This is a genomic window from Arthrobacter sp. ASL1, from assembly GCF_056680475.1.
Genome location: NZ_CM155284.1, coordinates 1,195,306 through 1,212,930 on the forward strand (window position 1 = coordinate 1,195,306; position 17,625 = coordinate 1,212,930).

Annotated in this window: 22 protein-coding genes; 14 read left to right on the top strand and 8 right to left on the bottom strand. The window is 69.0% G+C overall.

From position 1 onward, the window contains the following. Positions 1-24: 24 nt before the first annotated feature. On the bottom strand, positions 25-1,020 hold the full coding sequence (locus tag AC1MEQ_RS05680; protein WP_479794751.1) for an HNH endonuclease family protein: 996 nt from the start codon (positions 1,018-1,020) through the stop codon (positions 25-27). A 9-nt stretch (positions 1,021-1,029) separates the two neighbouring features. Continuing rightward, the gene (locus tag AC1MEQ_RS05685; protein WP_479794752.1) at positions 1,030-1,641 is read right to left on the bottom strand and encodes a sunset domain-containing protein; all 612 of its coding nucleotides are present in this window, start codon (positions 1,639-1,641) and stop codon (positions 1,030-1,032) included. 192 nt (positions 1,642-1,833) lie between these two features. On the opposite strand from AC1MEQ_RS05685, the gene AC1MEQ_RS05690 reads away from it, so the two are divergent. Genes AC1MEQ_RS05690 through AC1MEQ_RS05700 form a run of 3 tightly spaced genes read left to right on the top strand, consistent with a single transcriptional unit; the run spans position 1,834 to position 2,983 of the window. Beyond that, entirely contained in the window at positions 1,834-2,196 is a 363-nt protein-coding gene (locus AC1MEQ_RS05690; protein ID WP_479794754.1) for a DUF4190 domain-containing protein, read from the top strand. Then, entirely contained in the window at positions 2,193-2,522 is a 330-nt protein-coding gene (locus tag AC1MEQ_RS05695; protein WP_479794755.1) for a hypothetical protein, read from the top strand. The genes AC1MEQ_RS05690 and AC1MEQ_RS05695 overlap by 4 nt, the downstream gene beginning before the upstream one ends. Further along, positions 2,519-2,983: a GatB/YqeY domain-containing protein gene (locus tag AC1MEQ_RS05700; RefSeq protein ID WP_479794757.1), complete on the top strand. Its 465-nt coding sequence runs from the start codon at positions 2,519-2,521 to the stop codon at positions 2,981-2,983. The genes AC1MEQ_RS05695 and AC1MEQ_RS05700 overlap by 4 nt, the downstream gene beginning before the upstream one ends. Here the strand turns inward: AC1MEQ_RS05700 and AC1MEQ_RS05705 are convergent. Beyond that, a complete protein-coding gene (locus AC1MEQ_RS05705; protein WP_479794759.1) occupies positions 2,980-3,495 on the bottom strand; it encodes a PGPGW domain-containing protein in 516 nt (171 codons plus the stop codon). The genes AC1MEQ_RS05700 and AC1MEQ_RS05705 overlap by 4 nt on opposite strands. Before the next feature lie 124 nt (positions 3,496-3,619). Between AC1MEQ_RS05705 and AC1MEQ_RS05710 the strand changes: the two genes are divergently transcribed. The 4 genes from AC1MEQ_RS05710 to AC1MEQ_RS05725 all read left to right on the top strand — a co-directional run bounded on the left by AC1MEQ_RS05710 (position 3,620) and on the right by AC1MEQ_RS05725 (position 5,495). Beyond that, positions 3,620-4,240 carry a DNA-3-methyladenine glycosylase I gene (locus AC1MEQ_RS05710; protein ID WP_479794761.1) on the top strand — a complete coding sequence of 207 codons (621 nt, stop codon included), beginning with the start codon at positions 3,620-3,622 and terminating at the stop codon, positions 4,238-4,240. Further along, a complete protein-coding gene (locus tag AC1MEQ_RS05715) occupies positions 4,237-4,800 on the top strand; it encodes a fluoride efflux transporter FluC (RefSeq protein ID WP_479794763.1) in 564 nt (187 codons plus the stop codon). Before AC1MEQ_RS05710 ends, AC1MEQ_RS05715 begins: the two co-directional genes overlap by 4 nt. Next, the gene (gene crcB, locus AC1MEQ_RS05720) at positions 4,797-5,177 is read left to right on the top strand and encodes a fluoride efflux transporter CrcB (protein ID WP_479794765.1); all 381 of its coding nucleotides are present in this window, start codon (positions 4,797-4,799) and stop codon (positions 5,175-5,177) included. The genes AC1MEQ_RS05715 and crcB overlap by 4 nt, the downstream gene beginning before the upstream one ends. A 102-nt stretch (positions 5,178-5,279) precedes the next feature. Beyond that, entirely contained in the window at positions 5,280-5,495 is a 216-nt protein-coding gene (locus tag AC1MEQ_RS05725; RefSeq protein WP_479794767.1) for a hypervirulence associated TUDOR domain-containing protein, read from the top strand. Between the two features lie 49 nt (positions 5,496-5,544). Here the strand turns inward: AC1MEQ_RS05725 and AC1MEQ_RS05730 are convergent, their stop codons facing one another. Further along, positions 5,545-6,645 carry a pyridoxal-phosphate-dependent aminotransferase family protein gene (locus tag AC1MEQ_RS05730; RefSeq protein ID WP_479794769.1) on the bottom strand — a complete coding sequence of 367 codons (1,101 nt, stop codon included), beginning with the start codon at positions 6,643-6,645 and terminating at the stop codon, positions 5,545-5,547. Positions 6,646-6,803: 158 nt separating this feature from the next. Here AC1MEQ_RS05730 and AC1MEQ_RS05735 point away from each other — a divergent pair, with 158 nt between their 5' ends. From AC1MEQ_RS05735 to AC1MEQ_RS05750, 4 genes are all read left to right on the top strand, one after another. After that, positions 6,804-7,013: a DUF4287 domain-containing protein gene (locus AC1MEQ_RS05735; protein WP_479794771.1), complete on the top strand. Its 210-nt coding sequence runs from the start codon at positions 6,804-6,806 to the stop codon at positions 7,011-7,013. A gap of 62 nt (positions 7,014-7,075) precedes the next feature. Next, complete coding sequence (locus AC1MEQ_RS05740) at positions 7,076-8,293, top strand: type III polyketide synthase (protein ID WP_479794773.1); 1,218 nt, start codon at positions 7,076-7,078, stop codon at positions 8,291-8,293. Positions 8,294-8,302: 9 nt separating this feature from the next. Further along, positions 8,303-8,998 carry a methyltransferase domain-containing protein gene (locus AC1MEQ_RS05745; RefSeq protein WP_479794775.1) on the top strand — a complete coding sequence of 232 codons (696 nt, stop codon included), beginning with the start codon at positions 8,303-8,305 and terminating at the stop codon, positions 8,996-8,998. After that, positions 8,995-10,170, top strand: a complete 1,176-nt coding sequence (locus AC1MEQ_RS05750; RefSeq protein WP_479794777.1) for an FAD-dependent oxidoreductase — start codon at positions 8,995-8,997, stop codon at positions 10,168-10,170. The genes AC1MEQ_RS05745 and AC1MEQ_RS05750 overlap by 4 nt, the downstream gene beginning before the upstream one ends. A 12-nt stretch (positions 10,171-10,182) precedes the next feature. On the opposite strand, the gene AC1MEQ_RS05755 is transcribed toward AC1MEQ_RS05750, so the two are convergent. Further along, positions 10,183-10,746, bottom strand: a complete 564-nt coding sequence (locus tag AC1MEQ_RS05755) for a DUF488 domain-containing protein (RefSeq protein WP_479794779.1) — start codon at positions 10,744-10,746, stop codon at positions 10,183-10,185. A gap of 257 nt (positions 10,747-11,003) precedes the next feature. Here AC1MEQ_RS05755 and AC1MEQ_RS05760 point away from each other — a divergent pair, with 257 nt between their 5' ends. From AC1MEQ_RS05760 to AC1MEQ_RS05770, 3 genes are read left to right on the top strand one after another with little or no spacing between them, the layout of a single operon-like run. Further along, on the top strand, positions 11,004-11,795 hold the full coding sequence (locus AC1MEQ_RS05760) for a tryptophan 2,3-dioxygenase (RefSeq protein ID WP_479796070.1): 792 nt from the start codon (positions 11,004-11,006) through the stop codon (positions 11,793-11,795). 17 nt (positions 11,796-11,812) lie between these two features. Further along, a complete protein-coding gene (locus AC1MEQ_RS05765) occupies positions 11,813-13,066 on the top strand; it encodes a kynureninase (RefSeq protein ID WP_479794781.1) in 1,254 nt (417 codons plus the stop codon). Further along, positions 13,063-13,905: a PaaX family transcriptional regulator gene (locus AC1MEQ_RS05770; RefSeq protein ID WP_479794783.1), complete on the top strand. Its 843-nt coding sequence runs from the start codon at positions 13,063-13,065 to the stop codon at positions 13,903-13,905. The genes AC1MEQ_RS05765 and AC1MEQ_RS05770 overlap by 4 nt, the downstream gene beginning before the upstream one ends. Positions 13,906-14,076: 171 nt before the next feature. Here AC1MEQ_RS05770 and AC1MEQ_RS05775 read toward each other — a convergent pair whose 3' ends face one another. The 3 genes from AC1MEQ_RS05775 to AC1MEQ_RS05785 form a co-directional block, all read right to left on the bottom strand. Beyond that, positions 14,077-14,805, bottom strand: coding sequence for a transglycosylase family protein (locus tag AC1MEQ_RS05775; protein ID WP_479794785.1), 729 nt, complete (start codon positions 14,803-14,805; stop codon positions 14,077-14,079). 422 nt (positions 14,806-15,227) lie between these two features. Continuing rightward, complete coding sequence (locus tag AC1MEQ_RS05780) at positions 15,228-16,715, bottom strand: TIGR01777 family oxidoreductase (RefSeq protein ID WP_479794787.1); 1,488 nt, start codon at positions 16,713-16,715, stop codon at positions 15,228-15,230. 77 nt (positions 16,716-16,792) lie between these two features. After that, positions 16,793-17,530: a M50 family metallopeptidase gene (locus AC1MEQ_RS05785; RefSeq protein ID WP_479794789.1), complete on the bottom strand. Its 738-nt coding sequence runs from the start codon at positions 17,528-17,530 to the stop codon at positions 16,793-16,795. Positions 17,531-17,625: the final 95 nt, after the last annotated feature.

Genomic DNA, 17,625 nt, shown 5'->3' on the forward strand with positions numbered 1-17,625 from the left:
GTCGCGACGCTTCACGGCACCGGCTCAGCGGCGCCAGCGTGCCCGGGTATCCGTCCTGCTGGTCTTGCAGGTGTAGACCTTGCCATTGGACTTGCCGATGCCCCGCGCCCCACGCGGTGAACAGAAGGCCCCGGGCGAGACCTTCCTCGCTGCCTTCTTGACCGTTGTCTTCGACGACGGCTTGCTGGTGGTGGTCTTTTTCGCGACAGTTCCGGCCGGTTTGATCGGGGTCACCTTCGCGGCCCGCTGCTTCGGGCAGGACTTCAGGACCCGGGCCATGGCGGACTTCTCCGACGACGTCACCGCCAGGGCGTACTTGCGCTTGACGCTGATCTGGGTGGCGACGTACTGGCAGCGGAAGCCCTTGCTCCTGGGGAGCCACTCGGCGGCGTTGCGGTCGCCCTTGGACCGGTTGGCCGAAGCGGAGGCGGCGATCAGGTTCAGCGGGTCATTCGCCAACGCCTGACGCTGGGATTGCGAGAGCCGTTGCGCCCCGGAGATCCAGGCGTTCTTCAGCGCGACGACGTGGTCGATGTCGACCGACCCTGCGTTCACCTTCCAGTTGATGGCCCGGCCGATGTAGACATCGTCCAGGCGCCCGGAGGCCACCTGGCAGCGTTTGCGGTCCTTGTACCTCACCCGTGACATGTCGCGTTTGAGGGCGTCCTGGCGTTCATCGCACTTGTTCCGGTTGAAGTCCTTGAAGCCGTTGCCGAATTTGGCGTTCCGGTTGTACCCGGTGGCGGCCGCCTTGCCCTTCACCGGCAGGGCATTGAGCACGGCGCGGGCCCGCGATCCGGTCAGCTTCGCACCGGGCCGCACCTTCGAGCGGCCGGTCGAGGCCGGGAGCACGACGGCGGTGCGCTGTGATTCAAAGGCCACGGGAGTGGGCACCGCGGAGGCGACCGCCTCCACGGGAGCCGGCTCCGTCGTCCCATCAAACGCCGCCGGTGCCACCAGGGCCACGGTCAGGGTTCCCGCGAACAGGGCGGAAAGCAGCCCCAGAGTCCTCCGCTTCATCCGGATCGCCTAGATCTTCGAGGCGCGGTAGCCGGCCTTGCGGGCCGCCGATGTGGCCCTGAAGCATTCCTCGGGCACGGTGATGTTGTAGAACCGCTGGCCCCTGACGTGGTACTTCCATTCCTTCTTGCTGCCAGTGCGGTTGCCCTTCACCGGATAGGCCGCGGGGCAGCTCTTGCCCTTGATGCGCGTGCTCCTGGTGGATGCCTTGGTGGCCGCCTTCTTCACGACCAGGGTCTGCGCCTTGCTGGTCGAACGCTGCTTGGCCCGCCCGACCTGGTATTTCACCAAGGTGGTGATCCGGTAGGTCCCGGTCCCGAGCGAGGCCGATGTCGCGCTGCGCACCAGGACCTTCTTGCCGCGGGTGACCTTCAGCCGCTGGGAGAGTACCTTCGTGCCCCGCTTCGCGGAGACCAGGGGCTTGATCCTCGCCTTCGCCGACCCCTTGACGGTCTTGGTGGGGATCTTGCGGATCGTCACGGCCGGTGTGGCCTTCTTCGTGGCCACCATGGCGGCTGCGGTGGCCGGCGTCGCCTGGGCGACGACGATGGCCTGTGCGCCGGAAAGTGCGAGCGATGCGGCGGCTGCGAGCGCGGCGAATCCGCGCAGGAACTTCTTCAATTTTTCCCCCAGGACAAGCGATGGCCGAACGGCCAGGTGGCGTGTAGACCAGCCACTGGAGGAATTCTATACGAGGTTCAAGTAACCAGGGAAGCGCCGGGCTCGTCCGCTCGGTCGCCCTCTTGGTCGTGTGGGTGGCGCTCGCCTACGGTGGAGGCAGGACTGCCGACACGCCAGCTTGATGGAGGACCCATGACCGACCCGGGGCACTACCCGCAGCACCAGGAGCCGCACCAGAACCCCCAGGGATATCCGGGGAACTATGCCACCGGATACGGGCAGCCCTACGCCCCTCCGCCGCGGGGCATGAGCATCACCTCCCTGGTGCTCGGCCTGGTGTCGATCTTTTCCGGCTTCACCTTCATCGTGCCCATCGTGGGCCTGGTGTTCGGCTTCCTCGGGCTCAAGCGCGAACCGGCAGGCAGGGGCCTGTCCATCGCCGGGTTGATCCTCAATGGCGTGATGCTCGTTGGCTGGATCCTGGTCATCATCTTCGTGATCGTCATTGCCGGCAGCATGTTCACGTTCATGCAACAAGAAGGCATCAGCACGTGAGCCGCCGACCCCGCGCGTCTGCACCGCTGCTGGTCGGTGGCCTGCTGGCCGCCGTGGTCATCGGCCCCCTGGCGCTTCTGGCGGCGTTCGTCCTCGCAGCATCGACCATGGCCGCCAGCTACTACGGGTTGCTCGAGGGCCCGGGACTTGGCGTGATGGTGCTCCTGACGCTCGGCAGCGTGCTGGTCCTGGCCGGATGGATCGCCGTCATCATCGGCGTCCACCGACTGGCCGGCACCATCGATGCGCTCGGGAAGCACACGGGATACGGGATACTTGGGGGAGCATCCGTTTCGGCACCACCGCCACGAAAGGCCGCAGAATGAGCACGCTGAAGGAACAACTCCGCACCGACATGACCGCCCACATGAAGTCGGGCAACAAGCTCGCGCTGATGACGCTGCGCAACGTCCTCGGCGAGATCAATACCCGTGAAAAGAGCGGCAAGACACCGGTGGAACTGGACGACCAGCAGGTGACCGCGCTACTGCAGAAAGAAGCAGCCCGCCGCCGGGAGACCGCCCAGACCTACGCCGACGCCGGCCAGGCCGAGCGTGCCGAGCAGGAGACCGCCGAGGCAGAATTCATCGAGTCGTACCTGCCCGCACCGTTAACCGGGGACGACGTCATCGCCATTGTCGACCAGGCCATTGCCGAACACACCGTGGACGGGGTGAAACCGGGCATGCGCCAGATGGGGCAGGTCATGAAGTCCGTCACCGCCGAGGTCGCCGGACGGTATGACGGCAAGGCGACCAGCGCCCTGGTGAAGGAACGCCTGGCCTAGGAGTCCTCGCGTTCGCTCCCCCGGAGGCGAGCCCGTTGGTGCCTCAGCCGACGCTCGGCGATGCGGCGGGCCTTCATCGGCAGCCCGAACCGGCGGTGGCTGTAGATGATCAGACCGATGGCGAACCCCGCGGACCCCATGATCGAGATCGCGGTCCCCCAGCCACCGAGCAGCCACCAATCCTCCGGCCAGTGCCACCAGCCCGGCACCGGTGGACGTAGTCCCCACACCAAGCCGCAGGCCAACAGCACGGCGGCGCCGAGCGAGCTCATGACGATCCGTGATCGCGTCTTCACGCCCTCGGCCGCCAGGCGGTAGGCCCGCGCCTTGACCGGGTGCATGAGCTTTTCGGCCCACCGGTAGCGCGTCGAGAGGACGGCCAGGCCACCGACGATGCACAGCAAGCCCGGCCCAGGCAGGACCAGGGCCAACAGCCCGATGGCAAGCAGAAGCCAGCCCGCGGTGTTGACCGCCAGGGGCTTGAGCCAGACGTGCACGAAGGTGGAAAGCATTGGCCGCAGCATATCGGAATCTGGCGGCCCAGCGCGCCATGGTGCGTCGTCTGGCAGATTCGGGGCCGGTGCCAGCAGGACGGTAATCTGGGGAGAGGCAATGAGGACGAGGAAGGGCCACCACATGGCAGAAACGGACGCCGCCCCCGGCACGCCTCCCGCTGGCGTCGTCCGCGGCGACGACGGCCTGCTACGTCCCGTCTGGGCGGCCGACGGGCTGATGCGCGCGTACTACGACACCGAATGGGGCATGCCCGTGCGGGACGAGCAGGGCCTGTTCGAACGGCTCAGCCTCGAGGCCTTCCAATCCGGCCTGTCCTGGGCGACCATCCTGCGCAAACGCGAGAACTTCCGGGCTGCGTTCGCCGGGTTCCACCCCGAGACCGTCGCTGAATTCGGCGAGGACGACGTCGAACGCCTGCTGGCCGACGCCGGGATCATCCGCAACCGGGCCAAGATCCGCGCCACGATCAACAACGCCCAGGCCACCATCGACCTCCGCCCCGAAGGGGGCCTTCCCCAGTTCATCTGGTCCTTCCAACCGGAGACCACGCCGACGCCAGCGACCATGGCCGAGGTCCCCACCACCTCGCCGGAATCCACCGCACTGTCCAAGGCCCTGCGCAAGAAGGGGTTCTCCTTCGTCGGCCCCACCACCATGTTCGCGCTCATGGAGGCCGTCGGCATCGTTGACACCCACCTGGTGGACAGCCACCGACGAGGCACCTCGGGCATCTGGGCATGACCGGGCGCGATCCACACCCCGAGCTGCCCATCGACACCGACACCGATGCCCTGGAGATCCCGCCGCGCACCACCCGCCGGCGCCCACCGCGCCAAACGCTGCACCCCCGGCGATCGGACCGCCCGCTCCACCTGAGCCTGCCGCACGTGGGACTGGTCCTGCTCGGCGGGATCTTCGGCACCGCGGCCCGCGAGGGCCTCACCCTGGCCCTTCCCGGCATCGGCGGGTTCCCCACCACCATCCTGGCCATCAACATCGCCGGGGCGTTCCTGCTCGGCCTGCTCCTGGAGTCCCTGCTGCGGGCCGGGCACGACGGCGGTGCCCGGCGGACGCTGCGCCTGATGCTGGGCACGGGGTTCCTGGGCGGCTTCACCACCTACAGCACGTTCGCCGTCGACGCCGTCGAGCTCTGGGGCTCCCCCGGCATCGGCATGGCCAACCCCGGCACCGCGGTGATCCTGATGCTGGCGACCGTCCTGGTCGGCGCGGCCGCCTCCTGGGCGGGCATTGCCGTGGCGAGCAGCCTGCGCCCGCGCCCGCGCGTGGAGGCCGGGTCGTGACCCCGCTGCTGTTCGCGTGCCTCTCCCTCGCCGGTGGTTGCGGCGCAGCGCTGCGCTTTGTCGTCGACGGCTGGGTCAAGGCCCACACGCGCGTCGCCTTCCCCGTCGGGACCTGGCTGATCAACGTCTCGGGTTCCCTGGTGTTGGGCCTGCTGGCGGGACTCACGCTGGCCTTCGTGGCACCGGAATCGGTCTACCTCGTGGCGGGAAGCGGGTTCCTGGGCGGCTACACGACCTTCAGCACGGCCAGTTTCGAGTCGGTTCGCCTGCTGCAGGAACGCCGGTACCTGGCGTCGTTGGCCAACGGGCCGGGCATGGCCGTGCTCTCCGTGGCCGCGGCGGAGCTGGGGTACTGGCTCGGCCTCCTGGCCGGATGACCCGCGGTGCGGCGACGCCCCGATTGGCTGCGCCGTCGCCGCACCGCGGGTAGCATCGGGCCACACGGCACGAACCGCAACCATGACCCCGAGGAGGGCATCATGTCCACGACCTTCAGCACCGGCGACCACGTCTCGTGGGATTCCGAGGCCGGACGCGTCTCCGGGACCATCGAGAAGAAGCACACGCAGGACGTCGAATACAAAGGCCACATGCGCCGGTGCAGCCCGGATGAGCCGCAGTACGAGATCCGCAGCGACAAGACCGACCACATCGCCATGCACAAGGGATCGGCGCTGACCAAGATCAAGAAGTAACCCGGCACCGGGGGCAGATGCCCCGGCCTGGATGGCACCGCCGTCGTGCTCAGCTGTTGGCGGCGATGGCGTCCTTCAGCGCGGCAAGGATCAGCGCCACGGAATCCTGGTTCGCGTTCGGGCCCATGAGGCCGATCCGCCAGACCGTGGACGCATACTGGCCGACTCCGCCGCCGATCTCGATGGTGTAGCGCTCCAGCAGGTACTTGCGCACCGCCGCGGAGTCGACGCCCTCGGGGACCTTGACGGTGGTCAGCTGGGGCAGCCGGTGGCCGTCGGCCGCGAAGAGCTCCAGGCCCATTTCCTGCAGCCCCTCCTGCAGTGCGGTACCGGCCGCGCGATGGCGTTCGGTCACGGCGTCGAGCCCCTCGGCGAGGATCCGGCCGATGCCCGCCTCGAGGGAGGCGATCATGCCGACCGGCGCGGTGTGGTGGTAGGTGCGCTGTCCGCCGGCGGCACCGGTGGTGTATCCACCCAGCAACCCGAGGTCCAGATACCAGGACTGAGGCTTCTGCACCCGCTGCTCGAAGGCGCGGTCGGAGATGGTGAAGGGCGCCAGGCCGGGGGCGACGCCGATGCACTTCTGCGTTCCCGCGTAGCCGATGTCGATCCCCCACTCGTCGGCCAGGACGGGCATGCCGCCGATGGAGGTGACGGCATCGGCGATCAGCAGTGCGTCGCCCTTGATGGCTCCCAGTGCCGCCATGTCGGAGAGGACGCCGGTGCTGGTCTCCGCGTGGACGGCGGCGATGACCTTCGGATTCGGGTGTGCGGCGGCGACGCGTTCGGCGTCCACCGGGGTCCCGTATTCGTGGTCCACGCGCACGACCTCGGCGCCGACGCGGGAGGCGACCTCGCACATGCGTTCGCCAAAGAGGCCGTTGACGGCCACCACCGCGACGTCGCCGGGCGTGATCGTGTTCACGAACGCTGCTTCCATGCCGGCCGAACCGGTGGCGCTCAGCGGAAGCGTCCGGGCATTCTCCGTGCCCCACAGGGTCCGCAGGCCCTCGCAGGTGCGGTCCATCCGGGCAATGAACTCGGGGTCCAGGTGGCCCAGCAGCGGCAGGCCCAGGGCGGCGGTCGCCTCCGGATACGGGTTGCAGGGGCCGGGGCCGAAGAGATGGCGGGTGGGGACGATCTGCTGCATGGTTACTCCCTGGGGTTCGTTGGAGCGGCCGCGGCCGCAGGAGGATGGGGTTTCCGTCCCCACCATATGCACGAAATGTCGCAGGGCGGAATCCGTGTTTCACGATTGCGCCGCGGCCAGGCATTGCCAAGCCCGTGCGGCAGTGCTGGGATGGGGCGATGAGCGACGCCGTGAAGGGCCCCAGATCGTATTTCCCCGCCATCGAGGCGAAGTACGGCCATCCCATCGCCCACTGGATGTCGGCGCTGGATGCCGTGCAGGACAAGAAGCACCTCGAACAGGTGGATTGGCTCAAGACCGAACACGGCTTCGGCCACGGCCATGCCAACGCCCTGGTCCACGTGTACCGGAACGAAAAGCAGCCGTAACCATACGTCGTGGCCCACGAAGTTCCTTTACGGTCGTTGCGGCCCGGGGATACGCTCGCCACATGCCGGTAATGATCAGGACCATCCAGACAGCCGTTCCCCCCACCATCCTGCATCAGGACCAGGCACGTGATGTCTTCGCCGCCCAACCGGGACTTACCCGCCTGGGCCAGCGGCTGATCGCCACCTCCTTCAACTCGGCTGCCATCTCGACCCGGCGTACCGCCGTTCCCGAGATGACCCTGGACGAACGCGTGGAGAACCCCGTGTTCTTCGACGCCGACACCCGCCTACTGCTGAGCCCGAGCACCAAGGTGCGCAACGAGGTGTTCGCCCGCGAGGCGGCGCCGCTGTTCATCGAGTCCGCCCGCAAGGCCCTGGACGCCACCCCCGACCTGTCCGCAGCGGATGTCACCCACGTCATCACGGTCTCCTGCACCGGGTTCTACAACCCGGGGCCCGACTACCAGATCGTCCGCGCCCTGGGCCTGAACCCCTCCACCAAGCGCTCGCACTTCGGCTTCATGGGCTGCTACGCCGCCTTCCCGGCCCTTCGCGCGGCCAAGAGCTTCTGTGAGGCGGAACCCGACGCCGTCGTCCTGGTCGTGTGCGCCGAGCTGTGCTCCCTCCACGTACGCAGCTCCAACGACCCCGACACGATCATGGGTTCTGCCCTGTTCGCCGACGGAGCCGCCGCCGCCCTGGTCACGGCACGCCCGGCCGGGCCGGACGCCGGGCCCGGACTGCAGCTGGACTTCTTCGAGACCGTGCTGACCCCCGTGGGCGAGGACGCCATGGCCTGGAACATCGGCGACGAGGGGTTTGAGATGGTGCTGGGCAGCTATGTCCCGCATATCATCGACGACCACGTCATCGGTGCCCTCGAGCCCCTGCTGGCCAATGACCCGACGGTCCCGGGGACGTATGCCGACATCGAGCACTGGGGCATCCATCCCGGTGGCCGCGCCATCCTGGACCGGGTCGAGAAACGGCTGGGCCTGAGCGAGGAACAACTGGCGCCGGCACGCAGGGTGCTGCACGACTACGGCAACATGTCCAGCGCCACCGTGCTGTTCGTGCTCCAGGACATCCTCGGGGGGGCTGGCACGGCGGCAGCCGGCGAGCGCGTGTGCTCGATGGCCTTCGGCCCGGGCTTGACGGTGGAGACCGCACTCATGACGCTGGTCCCCGGGGCTTCCGGGGGCGGTCTGGAGTCGGCGGATGGGCGCACCGGTGAACGTCCAGCGTTGGATGCCGCGGCTGCCGGGTCCACCCGTTAGGCCGCGCCGGTGCTCCGTGCCGAAACCGTCCTCGAGGAGATGGATCGCCCCGACTGCGATCCGGTGCTGCTCCGCCGGACCTATGCCCAGTTCCCGCTGGTCAATGCCTTCGTCTCCGGATGGGGTGGGCTCTACCGTGAACTGATCCGTCCCGCGCTTCCCACCGACCGGCGGGCCAGCATCCTGGACATCGGCTGTGGCGGTGGGGACATCACCGCCGCCCTGGCCCGGCGGGCACGGCGCGACGGCTTCGACGTCCACGTGACCGGCATCGACCCGGACGAGCGGGCGCATCGATATGCGGCGACCGCCCACCGCCACAGTGGCCCCCACCTCGAGTTCCGCCGGGCCACCAGTGCGGACCTCGTCGCCGCCGGCGAGACCTTCGACGTCGTGGTCTCCAACCACGTACTGCACCACCTCGGGGAGGCAGAGCTGGACGGCCTACTGGCCGATTCCACGGCGCTGGCCCGGGGCGTCGCCCTGCACGGGGACATCCTGCGTTCCCGCACGGCACTGTTGCTGTTCGGTGCGGCGACGCTGCCCCTGGCGCGCACGTCATTCATCCGACGCGATGGGCTGACCTCCATTCGCCGCAGCTACCTTCCGGTCGAGCTCCAGGCAGTGGTGCGGCCTCCCTGGCGGGTTGTCCGACGTCGTCCCTACCGGAACCTGCTGGTCTACCGTCCCGAGCCCTGGCCGTGATCGACGTCGTCATCGCCGGCGGCGGCCCCAGCGGCCTGGCGCTGGCCGCATTGCTGATCCAATCCGGGCTCAGCGTCCGCGTGCTGGAGACCCGGCACTCCCCCGGCACCCATTCACGGGCCATTGGACTGCATCCACCGGCCCTGGACGTGCTCGACACCGCGGGCGTCGGCGAGGACGCCGTCGCGGCAGGGGTCTGCATCCGCCGCGGCCTGGGCCTGGCCGACGGGAACATGATCGCGTCCATGGACTTCGGGACGCTGCCCGGCCGGCACCGCTACGTCCTCTCCCTGCCCCAGGCCCACACGGTGCGGCTGCTGGAGGAACGGGTCCAGGCCCTGGCCGCCGGCGCCGTGCTGCGTGGCGCACGCTTGGAAACGTTCCGCCAGGATGACGACGGCGTCCGGGTCACCTTCACCAGCGGCCCGCCCTCCACCGGCGGTGCCACTGCCGCGACGCGGGACCGGCAGACTCTCAAGGCGCGGTACCTCGTCGGCGCCGACGGGGTGAATTCCACCGTGCGCACGCTGCTCGGGAAGGCCTTTGCCGGTCGAAAATACCGCGACGAGTACCTCATGGGCGACTACCCCGACACCACGGATTTCGGTTCCACTGCCGCCTTGATGCTGCATCGGGAAGGCATTGTCGAATCCTTCCCCTTGCCCGCAGGCCTGCGCCGTTGGGTCGCCTGGCGGCGGCCGGACGAACCGGTCGACCTGCCTGGACTCGTCCTGCGGCGCACCGGCCACGTCGCCGATCGCGGGGAGGCGAGCATGCTCAACTCCTTCAGCTGCTCCCGGCGAAGCGTACGGCGCATGGCCGTGGGCCGGGTGGTCCTCATCGGCGATGCCGCACACGAGGTCAGCCCCATCGGCGGTCAGGGCATGGCGTTGGGGCTGATGGACGCGGCGGCCCTGGCACCGCTGCTCCAGCACGCGCTCGGTGCAGGCGGCCGCGGCGCCCTCGTCGGCGGCTTCGCCGATTTCTCCGCCGAGCGCCTGGGCGCCGCGGCCCGGGCGGGGCGGCAGGCGCATCTGAACATGATGCTCGGGCGTCCGTTGCCGCGCGCGACGGATGTGGTGCGGCGGCGGACGATTGCCGGGCTGGCCGCGCATCCGGCCCTCCTGGATGCCGTGGCCCATCGATTCACGATGAGCCGCGGCTTTCGCTGACCCGGTAACCGGTCAACCCTCCTGCGTTGCGTCTTCTGCAGGATAGGTGATCGCGGTGCCCTCCACCTTCGCGAAGGACGTCAGCGTGTGCGGTTTGGCCTGTTTGGCGCTGAAGATGTCCAGCACGTCGAAGCCGCGCACCAGCAGGGCGTCGCCGACCATCGAACGGTGGCACCGCCACGGGACCGCCTCCGCGCACATGATCGCCACGACGTCCTCGCCGGCACACGTCGTGAGCTCGTCCATCCCCGCGGCGAAGGAGCCCGTCTGCATGTAGTCCGCATAGCCGCGGAACGAGGTGTTCCGCCAGGCCATGTTGGGCGAGTCCTTCGTGGTGTGCCGCAGGCCGCCCAGGGCCTCGATGCGCCGGTACCCGAGACCGCGCTCCGCCAGGCTCTCCGGCAGCTGGTCGATGCCGTATTGCGGATTGTGCCGGGACTTGGGCACTGTGCGGATGTCGATGATCCGCTGGACCCCGTGGGCGGTGAGCAGGTCCGCGAATTCATCGATGGGGTGCGTCGAGTGCCCCACGGTGTATACGGTCGCGGGTCGAGGAGTTGCCGAGCTGTCATCCATGCCTCCAGCATGCCAACCAACCGTCCGCGCCGAAAGCAAGCACGGCCTCCCTTCCGATTTCAAACTCTTGACGCTCGTCACAGATTAGATATTCTTGGTTCATGAGCTGCCCCTACTCCCAAGACCCTTCAGGCATGCCCGGCACCGGGCCCGGTACCGCGCATCACGCCGCCCGGCACGACGCGGAACCAGCCCCCCGCGACCCCTCGGGCGTCCGCGACATCGAGGAAACGGTGCATACCGATTTCCGCAACGAGATGTCCTACGGCGGTTACCTGGACCTGGAGAGCGTCCTGCACGCCCAGCATCCACACAGCAGCCCCGCGCACCACGACGAGATGCTGTTCATCATCCAGCACCAGACCAGCGAACTGTGGCTCAAGCTGGTGCTCCACGAGCTCACCGAGGCGCGGCGCCTGATGGACGCCGACGACCTGGGCAAGGCACTCAAATGCCTGGCCCGCGTCAAGCACATCCAGAAGATCCTCACCGACCAGTGGTCCGTCCTTGCCACGCTCACACCGCGTGAGTACGCCCAGTTCCGGGGCTCACTCGGTTCGGCCTCGGGCTTCCAGTCCTGGCAGTACCGCGGCGTCGAATTCATCCTGGGCAACAAGCACCGCGGCATGCTCAAGGTCTTCGAATCCCACCCCGAAGCCCATGCCATGCTCAGCCGCCTGCTCGACGAACCCACCGTCTACGACGCGTTCCTGGCCGCACTGGCACGAGCCGGCTACGACATCCCCGACGAGATCCTGCACCGGGACTTCACGAAGCCGTGGGTCCTGCAGGAAGCCCTCATCCCGGTGTTCAAGGAGATCTACGAGTCCGAGGACACCCGCTGGACCTTCTACCAGGCCTGCGAGGACCTGGTGGACCTCGAGGACAACTTCCAGTCCTGGCGGTTCCGGCACCTGCGCACCGTCCAGCGCACCATCGGCTTCAAGCGCGGCACCGGAGGATCCTCCGGCGTCGACTTCCTCAAACGCGCCCTGGACCTGACCTTCTTCCCCGAGCTCTATGCCGTGCGCACCGAAATCGGCAACTAGCCCGAAAGGCCCGCTACATGAACCCCTCCCCCGACACCCTGACGGCAGCCGACCTGGACGCCGCCGACCCGCTGGCGTCCTACCGCGACCGATTCCTCGTTCCCGAGCACGATCCGGCCCACCCCCTCACCGCCTACCTGGACGGCAACTCGCTGGGCCGCCCGCTGGCCGCGACGGCGGAGCGGCTGGCCACGTTCGTGCGCACCGAATGGGGCGCCGGGCTGATCCGCAGCTGGGACGAGAAGTGGATGGACGAGCCCACGGTCCTCGGTGACCGGCTCGGCGAAGTCGTCCTCGGCGCCGGCCCCGGGCAGGTGCTCGTCGGCGACTCGACGTCGGTCCTGCTCTACAAGGCCCTGCGCGCCGCCCTGGACCACCAACAGGCCGCCGACCCGGCCCGGTGCGAGATCGTCATCGATGCGGGCAACTTCCCCACCGACCGCTTCATCGTCGAGGGCATCGCCGCCGAGCGGGGTGCCACGCTGCGCTGGATCACCCCGGATCCGGATGCCGGGGTGACCACCGCGGATCTGGACCAGGTCCTGTCGGGGAGCACCGCCGTCGTGCTCTTGAGTCATGTCGCATACCGCTCGGGCTACCTGGCCGATGCGGCGGCCATCACCGCGCGGGTGAAGGCCGCCGGCGCCTTGATGGTCTGGGACCTGTGCCATTCGGTCGGTTCGGTGCCGCTGCACCTGGACGACTGGGGCGTCGACCTGGCCGTGGGCTGCACCTACAAGTACCTCAATGGCGGTCCCGGCTCGCCCGCCCTGGCCTACGTGCGGTCGGGGCTGCAGCCGAGCCTGCGCCAGCCGATCTGGGGGTGGATGGGGGCAGCCGACCCGTTCGGGATGACCGAGGCGTACGAGCCGGCGGGCAACATCCGCCGCTTCATCACCGGAACCCCGCCCATCCTGGCGATGCAGCCACTCAAGGACATGGTCGAGCTGATCGCCGAAGCCGGCATGGACGCCGTCCGGGCCAAATCGGTGGCACTGACCGAGCATGCCATCCGACTGGCCGACGAACGCCTGGCCCCCCTCGGCGCGCGGCTGGCCAGTCCGCGCGATCCGGCCTGGCGCGGTTCGCACATCACCGTGGACCACGACCGGTTCGCCGAGGTCACGGCACGCCTGTGGGAGCTCGGGGTCATTCCCGATTTCCGGCCCCCGAACGGGCTGCGCATCGGCCTGTCGCCGCTGAGCACCAGCTTCGCCGAACTCGAGGCGGGCATCGACGCGATCGCCACGGCGCTGGCCGAGATGGAATGAGTGCCGTCCTCGACGACATGGACTCCCGCCCCGGGAGCACCACGTCGTTGCTGCGCACCGTCATCGGGCTCTACCTGCGTGACGCTGGCGGCTGGATGTCCTCGGCCCAGCTGGTCACCCTGATGGGGGCCGTCGGGGTGTCGGCCACCCTGACACGCACCGCCCTGACCCGCCTGCGCAAGAAGGCAGTGCTCGACGCCGAGGCACGCGGCGGCATCCCCGGCTACGCCGTGGGGGCCCGGGCCCGGCACATGCTCGAACGCGGCGACCGGCGGATCCACCAGCCCCGCGCCATGGGCCCGGGCGATGCGTGGTGCCTGGTGTCCTTCACCATCCCCGAATCCGAACGCGGGCTGCGCCACCAGCTGCGCCGTCGGCTGCATTGGATCGGCTGCGGGACGGTCGGGCCGGGCCTGTGGATCTGCCCGGACTACCTCCGACCCGAGGCCGAGGAGATCCTCGGGGACCTGGGCCTGCGCGGCGCCGCGGTGCTCTTCGTGACCGGCTCCCCCCTGGTGGAGGGCACGCTGCGCGAAGCCGTCGCCGGCTGGTGGGACCTGGATGAGCTTGCCGGGCTGCACCGGGACTTCCTGGCCGGCCAAGAGGGCGTGTGCGCCGAGCCGCCGGAGGACGGGGCCACGGCCTTTTCCGCCTACGTCCGCTGCATCGACAGCTGGCGCATCATCCCCTATGTGGATCCCGGCCTTCCCGCGGAATCCTTGCCCGTGGGCTGGCCCGGGGCCGAAAGCAGCGCGCGCTTCCTGGCGTTGCGCAACGCCTACCGTCCCGCCGCCCTGGCCTTCGCCGAGTCCGCGACATCGGCCGTGGCGCACGTCTGAATGGTCCGGTGACGCGTAGTGCCCGCACTGCGGGGAGTGCGGGCACTAGGCGTTAACGACGAAGCAGCAGCGGTCCACCGTTGGGGGGAATGGTGAACCGCCGCTGCCGTCATACGGGAGCTGGGCCCCCGTAGCTTGTGGGTCCGGGGCTGGGTCCCGGGGCCGACCTGGTTACTTGGTCGGCACGTCGAGGGACTGGCCCACGAAGATCATGTTCGGGTTCTGCACCTCATCGTTGTTCAGCGAGTAGAGGCCCTTCCAGTTGTCCAGGCCCTTCTTCTGCGCGATCTTGGCCAGCGTGTCGCCGGACTTGACCGTGTAGTTCGCACCCGAGTCGGTGGCCTTGACGGTGGCCACGTGCTTGGCAGTCGACTGGACCGACTTCTGCGGGGCGGCCTTCTGGACGGGAGCCTCGGAGCGGTGCTTCGGGGCTGCCTTGTAGGTCTTCTGCGGGGCCTCGTAGGACTTCTTCTCGGCGGTCTGCTGCGGTGCCTGCTTCTCCACGGTGTTGGAGGTGGAGGCGACCGAGCCGCTCTTGCCGGACAGTCCCAGCTTCGCGGAGCAGGCCGGCCAGGCGCCCCAGCCCTGGGTGGCCAGGACCTTCTCGGCGACGGCGATCTGCTGCGACTTGCTGGCGTTCGCGGCGCTGCCGGAGCCGCCGAAGGCGTTCCAGGTCTGCTGGCTGAACTGCAGGCCACCGTAGTAGCCGTTGCCCGTGTTGATGGACCAGTCGCCGCTGGACTCGCAGTTGGCGACGGCGTCCCAGGTGGACGTGGAAGCGGCGGAGGCGGGAGCTGCCCCCAGGCCGGCGGCCGCGCCGGCAAGTGCCAGTGCGGCTACACCGCTGGACGCGCCGATGCGGGAAATCTTCGAAAACTTCTTGTTCTGCTGCTGGATCACAGTTCTCCAGGGGCCACCTGTTCGCTCTGACCGTCCCCGGCCTTCACTGCGCGATCGTCCGGCGTCGATGTCGACTCCAAGTTTTGTGGGCAGCCGGGTGGACGATCCAAGAGGTACCCCGCTGCAATGTCGTTTTGCACCACCCCGAACGGCGAGGTGTTATCTAAACGTGACTTGATAACGATAACCGCACGGCGGGGGCTTGCGTCAAACCACGGTGTCCGGAAATCCGGGGTTCCACAAAAAGTTTACATCCCAAAACTGCGGAATCTCGGGCACGGATCCGCTTCCCGTGGCTTTCCTGTGAGTTGTGCCGCGCGCCCCTCACAGCTTCCAAAAGGCCGTTCCATACACCGAATGGGGCGTCCAGCGGTCGTTACCGTCGAATTCCAGGCCCGCGTCGGTATCCGACTCGTGACCCTTCAGGGCCGGCCGAGGACGTGGCGCAGCGTCGACTGCAGGTCCGGATTCCGGAACCCGTAGCCGAGGTCCTCGACCCTGCGCGACGAGACACGCTGGTCGGCCTGGACCAGTTCCCGGGCGCCCTGCCGTCCCAGCAGCAGGGCTGGACCGGCGGCAGGCACGGTCACCAGCGCCGGCCGCCCGAGAACGGCGGCCAGGGTATCGGCATATTCCCGGCCGTCGACCGGATGGGGGGCCACGGCATTGACCGGCCCGGCCACGTCCTGGTCCAGGGCGGCATGGGCGAAGATCCCGACGATGTCATCGATCCCGATCCAGCTCTGCATGCCGGCGCCAGCCAGCCGTCCGCCCACGCCTGCCATGAACAACGGCAGCATCCGCTGCAGTGCTCCCCCGGCGGGACTCTGCACGATTCCCGTGCGGATGGTGGCCACCCGGACGCCGGCGCATGCCGCCGGTTCGCAGGAGGCCTCCCAGGCGGCGCAGGCATCGGCCAGGAAGTCGGTGCCCGGAGGGCAGTCCTCGGTCAGTTCCTCGGGGGTGCCGGGCCGTCGGGATTGCGATGAGGCGCCGTAGTAGCCGATGGCGGAACCGGAGACGAGGGCGCGTTGGCGTCCGTCCGCGGCCAGGTCGGCCAGGGTGCGCGCGAGCAGCGAGGTGCCCGAGGTGCGCGAGGACATGATCCGCTGCTTGGTGTCGGCGGTGAACCGGCCCCCGATCGGGTGGCCGGCAAGGTGGATGACAACGTCGCATCCCGCCAGCGCCTCGGCGTCGATCCGTCCGGCGTCCGGGTCCCAGGAGACCTCGTCCCCGACCTGTGCCGGACGGCGGACCAGGCGCACCACGTCGTGGCCGCCACCGAGCAGCAGGGCGCGCAGCTGGGTGCCGATCAGGCCGCCGGCGCCGCTGATGGCGATGCGCAATGGCTGGGGCATCCGGTGCCTGGCGTGGAAGAGCAGGTCGCCGATGAGCTGGCGTTCGCGGTATTCGAACATCCGCCCCAGCTCCGTCGCGAAACGCTCCTCGCTCCACCGCGACAGCCGGCCCAGCGGTCGGGACCCCGGCGCGGGCAGGGGCAGCGTGTAGGCGACCGAATCGCGCATGATGGTGCCCTCGCCGTCGTCCTCGAAGAGGTGGTCGTGGGTCCACGAGCTCAGCGGGCCGGAGTCCATGACGTCGGTGAATCCGCGTCCCGGCACGAGGCCGACGTGGCGGGCGTGCCAGGGGACCTCGGGGCGCACCCAGCCCGGCAGGTGCAGTGCACCGGCTGCGGATCCGACGGCGGATCCGAGCCCGAGCCCGAAGCCGCCGGGGGCACCGATGCCCAGCACCGCCGTCGAGCCGACCTCCAGTCCGTTGTCCGGTTCGCGGCGGACACTGCCGGAAAACGGCGGGCTCAGCCGCAGCAACGCCCCGGGGCGGGTGAACCACCGGAAAACGTCGTCGCGGGGAAAGGGCAGGCTGGTGGTGAACTCGAAATGGGCCATGTATACCTCCGTGACCGAGGCTACGCGAGGAGCCCGTCGCGCACCACGATCCCCGTGGCCCCCCAGGGCGGCGGGGGCTACAGGACCGAGCCGCCGAGCGAGTGCAGGGACCAGTAGGCGCAGCCGCCGATGACGACGGCGAAACCGGTCAGCCAGATGGCCGACGGGACGCCGGTGGCACGGGCCAGGATGTAGGCGTCCGAGCTGTCCAGCCGTCGGCGCCGGGTGTGCACCGCAGTGACCTTGAACCAGTCCTTCACCGCCCCGACGACCAGGGCGATGCCCAGGCACACGACCACGTAGGCGGCGACGTCGCGATCGGTGAACAGCACGAGCAGCTGGGCCAGCACGGCACACCCCACGGCAATGAGGACGCCGACGAGGTTGCGGATGAACAACAAGGCCACCAGCAGCAACAGCGCCCCCAGCGACAAGGCGGCCCCGGCCCATCCCGAGCAGGCGGCCCAGACCATCGCCGACCCGGCCACCGCCGGCGCCGGATACCCCCAGAACCCCGACCAGGCCACGCCCGCCCGGCCGCGGCCGATGCTGACGGTTTCGCCCGAGTGGTTCAGATTCAGCCGGATCCCGTGGACCATGCGGCCGGTCATCAGCGCGGCCAGCGCGTGGCCGAGTTCGTGCACGAAGGTCACATAGAGGCCGAACCAGCGCCAGGTCGCCCACGGGACGGACAGTGCGATGGCGGCGGCGACGATCAGCACCAGGGTCAATGCCTCGGCCTGCAGGGACGGGCCATGGCTGAAGCCGACCAGCAGGGCCTGCCACCAGGAGTCGACGGAAATCTGCTCAAACATGGCTTCGAGGGTAGGCCACCGGCCTGTGAATGCGCCGTCGGGCGAATTGTCACACGATTGTCATGTTGCTGGAGGCCCATGGGGCTCGGTGCTCC

Excerpts from the sequence above, each read along its gene's own strand:
- AC1MEQ_RS05735 (WP_479794771.1), top strand. The coding sequence starts at position 6,804 with ATGAGCGACGCCGTGAAGGGCCCCAGATCGTATTTCCCCGCCATCGAG.
- AC1MEQ_RS05690 (WP_479794754.1), top strand. The coding sequence starts at position 1,834 with ATGACCGACCCGGGGCACTACCCGCAGCACCAGGAGCCGCACCAGAAC.
- AC1MEQ_RS05760 (WP_479796070.1), top strand. The coding sequence starts at position 11,004 with ATGTCCTACGGCGGTTACCTGGACCTGGAGAGCGTCCTGCACGCCCAG.
- AC1MEQ_RS05755 (WP_479794779.1), bottom strand. The coding sequence starts at position 10,746 with ATGGATGACAGCTCGGCAACTCCTCGACCCGCGACCGTATACACCGTG.
- AC1MEQ_RS05725 (WP_479794767.1), top strand. The coding sequence starts at position 5,280 with ATGTCCACGACCTTCAGCACCGGCGACCACGTCTCGTGGGATTCCGAG.
- AC1MEQ_RS05740 (WP_479794773.1), top strand. The coding sequence starts at position 7,076 with ATGCCGGTAATGATCAGGACCATCCAGACAGCCGTTCCCCCCACCATC.
- AC1MEQ_RS05785 (WP_479794789.1), bottom strand. The coding sequence starts at position 17,530 with ATGTTTGAGCAGATTTCCGTCGACTCCTGGTGGCAGGCCCTGCTGGTC.
- AC1MEQ_RS05700 (WP_479794757.1), top strand. The coding sequence starts at position 2,519 with ATGAGCACGCTGAAGGAACAACTCCGCACCGACATGACCGCCCACATG.
- AC1MEQ_RS05705 (WP_479794759.1), bottom strand. The coding sequence starts at position 3,495 with ATGCTTTCCACCTTCGTGCACGTCTGGCTCAAGCCCCTGGCGGTCAAC.
- AC1MEQ_RS05680 (WP_479794751.1), bottom strand. The coding sequence starts at position 1,020 with ATGAAGCGGAGGACTCTGGGGCTGCTTTCCGCCCTGTTCGCGGGAACC.
- AC1MEQ_RS05715 (WP_479794763.1), top strand. The coding sequence starts at position 4,237 with ATGACCGGGCGCGATCCACACCCCGAGCTGCCCATCGACACCGACACC.
- AC1MEQ_RS05710 (WP_479794761.1), top strand. The coding sequence starts at position 3,620 with ATGGCAGAAACGGACGCCGCCCCCGGCACGCCTCCCGCTGGCGTCGTC.
- AC1MEQ_RS05765 (WP_479794781.1), top strand. The coding sequence starts at position 11,813 with ATGAACCCCTCCCCCGACACCCTGACGGCAGCCGACCTGGACGCCGCC.
- AC1MEQ_RS05730 (WP_479794769.1), bottom strand. The coding sequence starts at position 6,645 with ATGCAGCAGATCGTCCCCACCCGCCATCTCTTCGGCCCCGGCCCCTGC.
- AC1MEQ_RS05770 (WP_479794783.1), top strand. The coding sequence starts at position 13,063 with ATGAGTGCCGTCCTCGACGACATGGACTCCCGCCCCGGGAGCACCACG.
- AC1MEQ_RS05780 (WP_479794787.1), bottom strand. The coding sequence starts at position 16,715 with ATGGCCCATTTCGAGTTCACCACCAGCCTGCCCTTTCCCCGCGACGAC.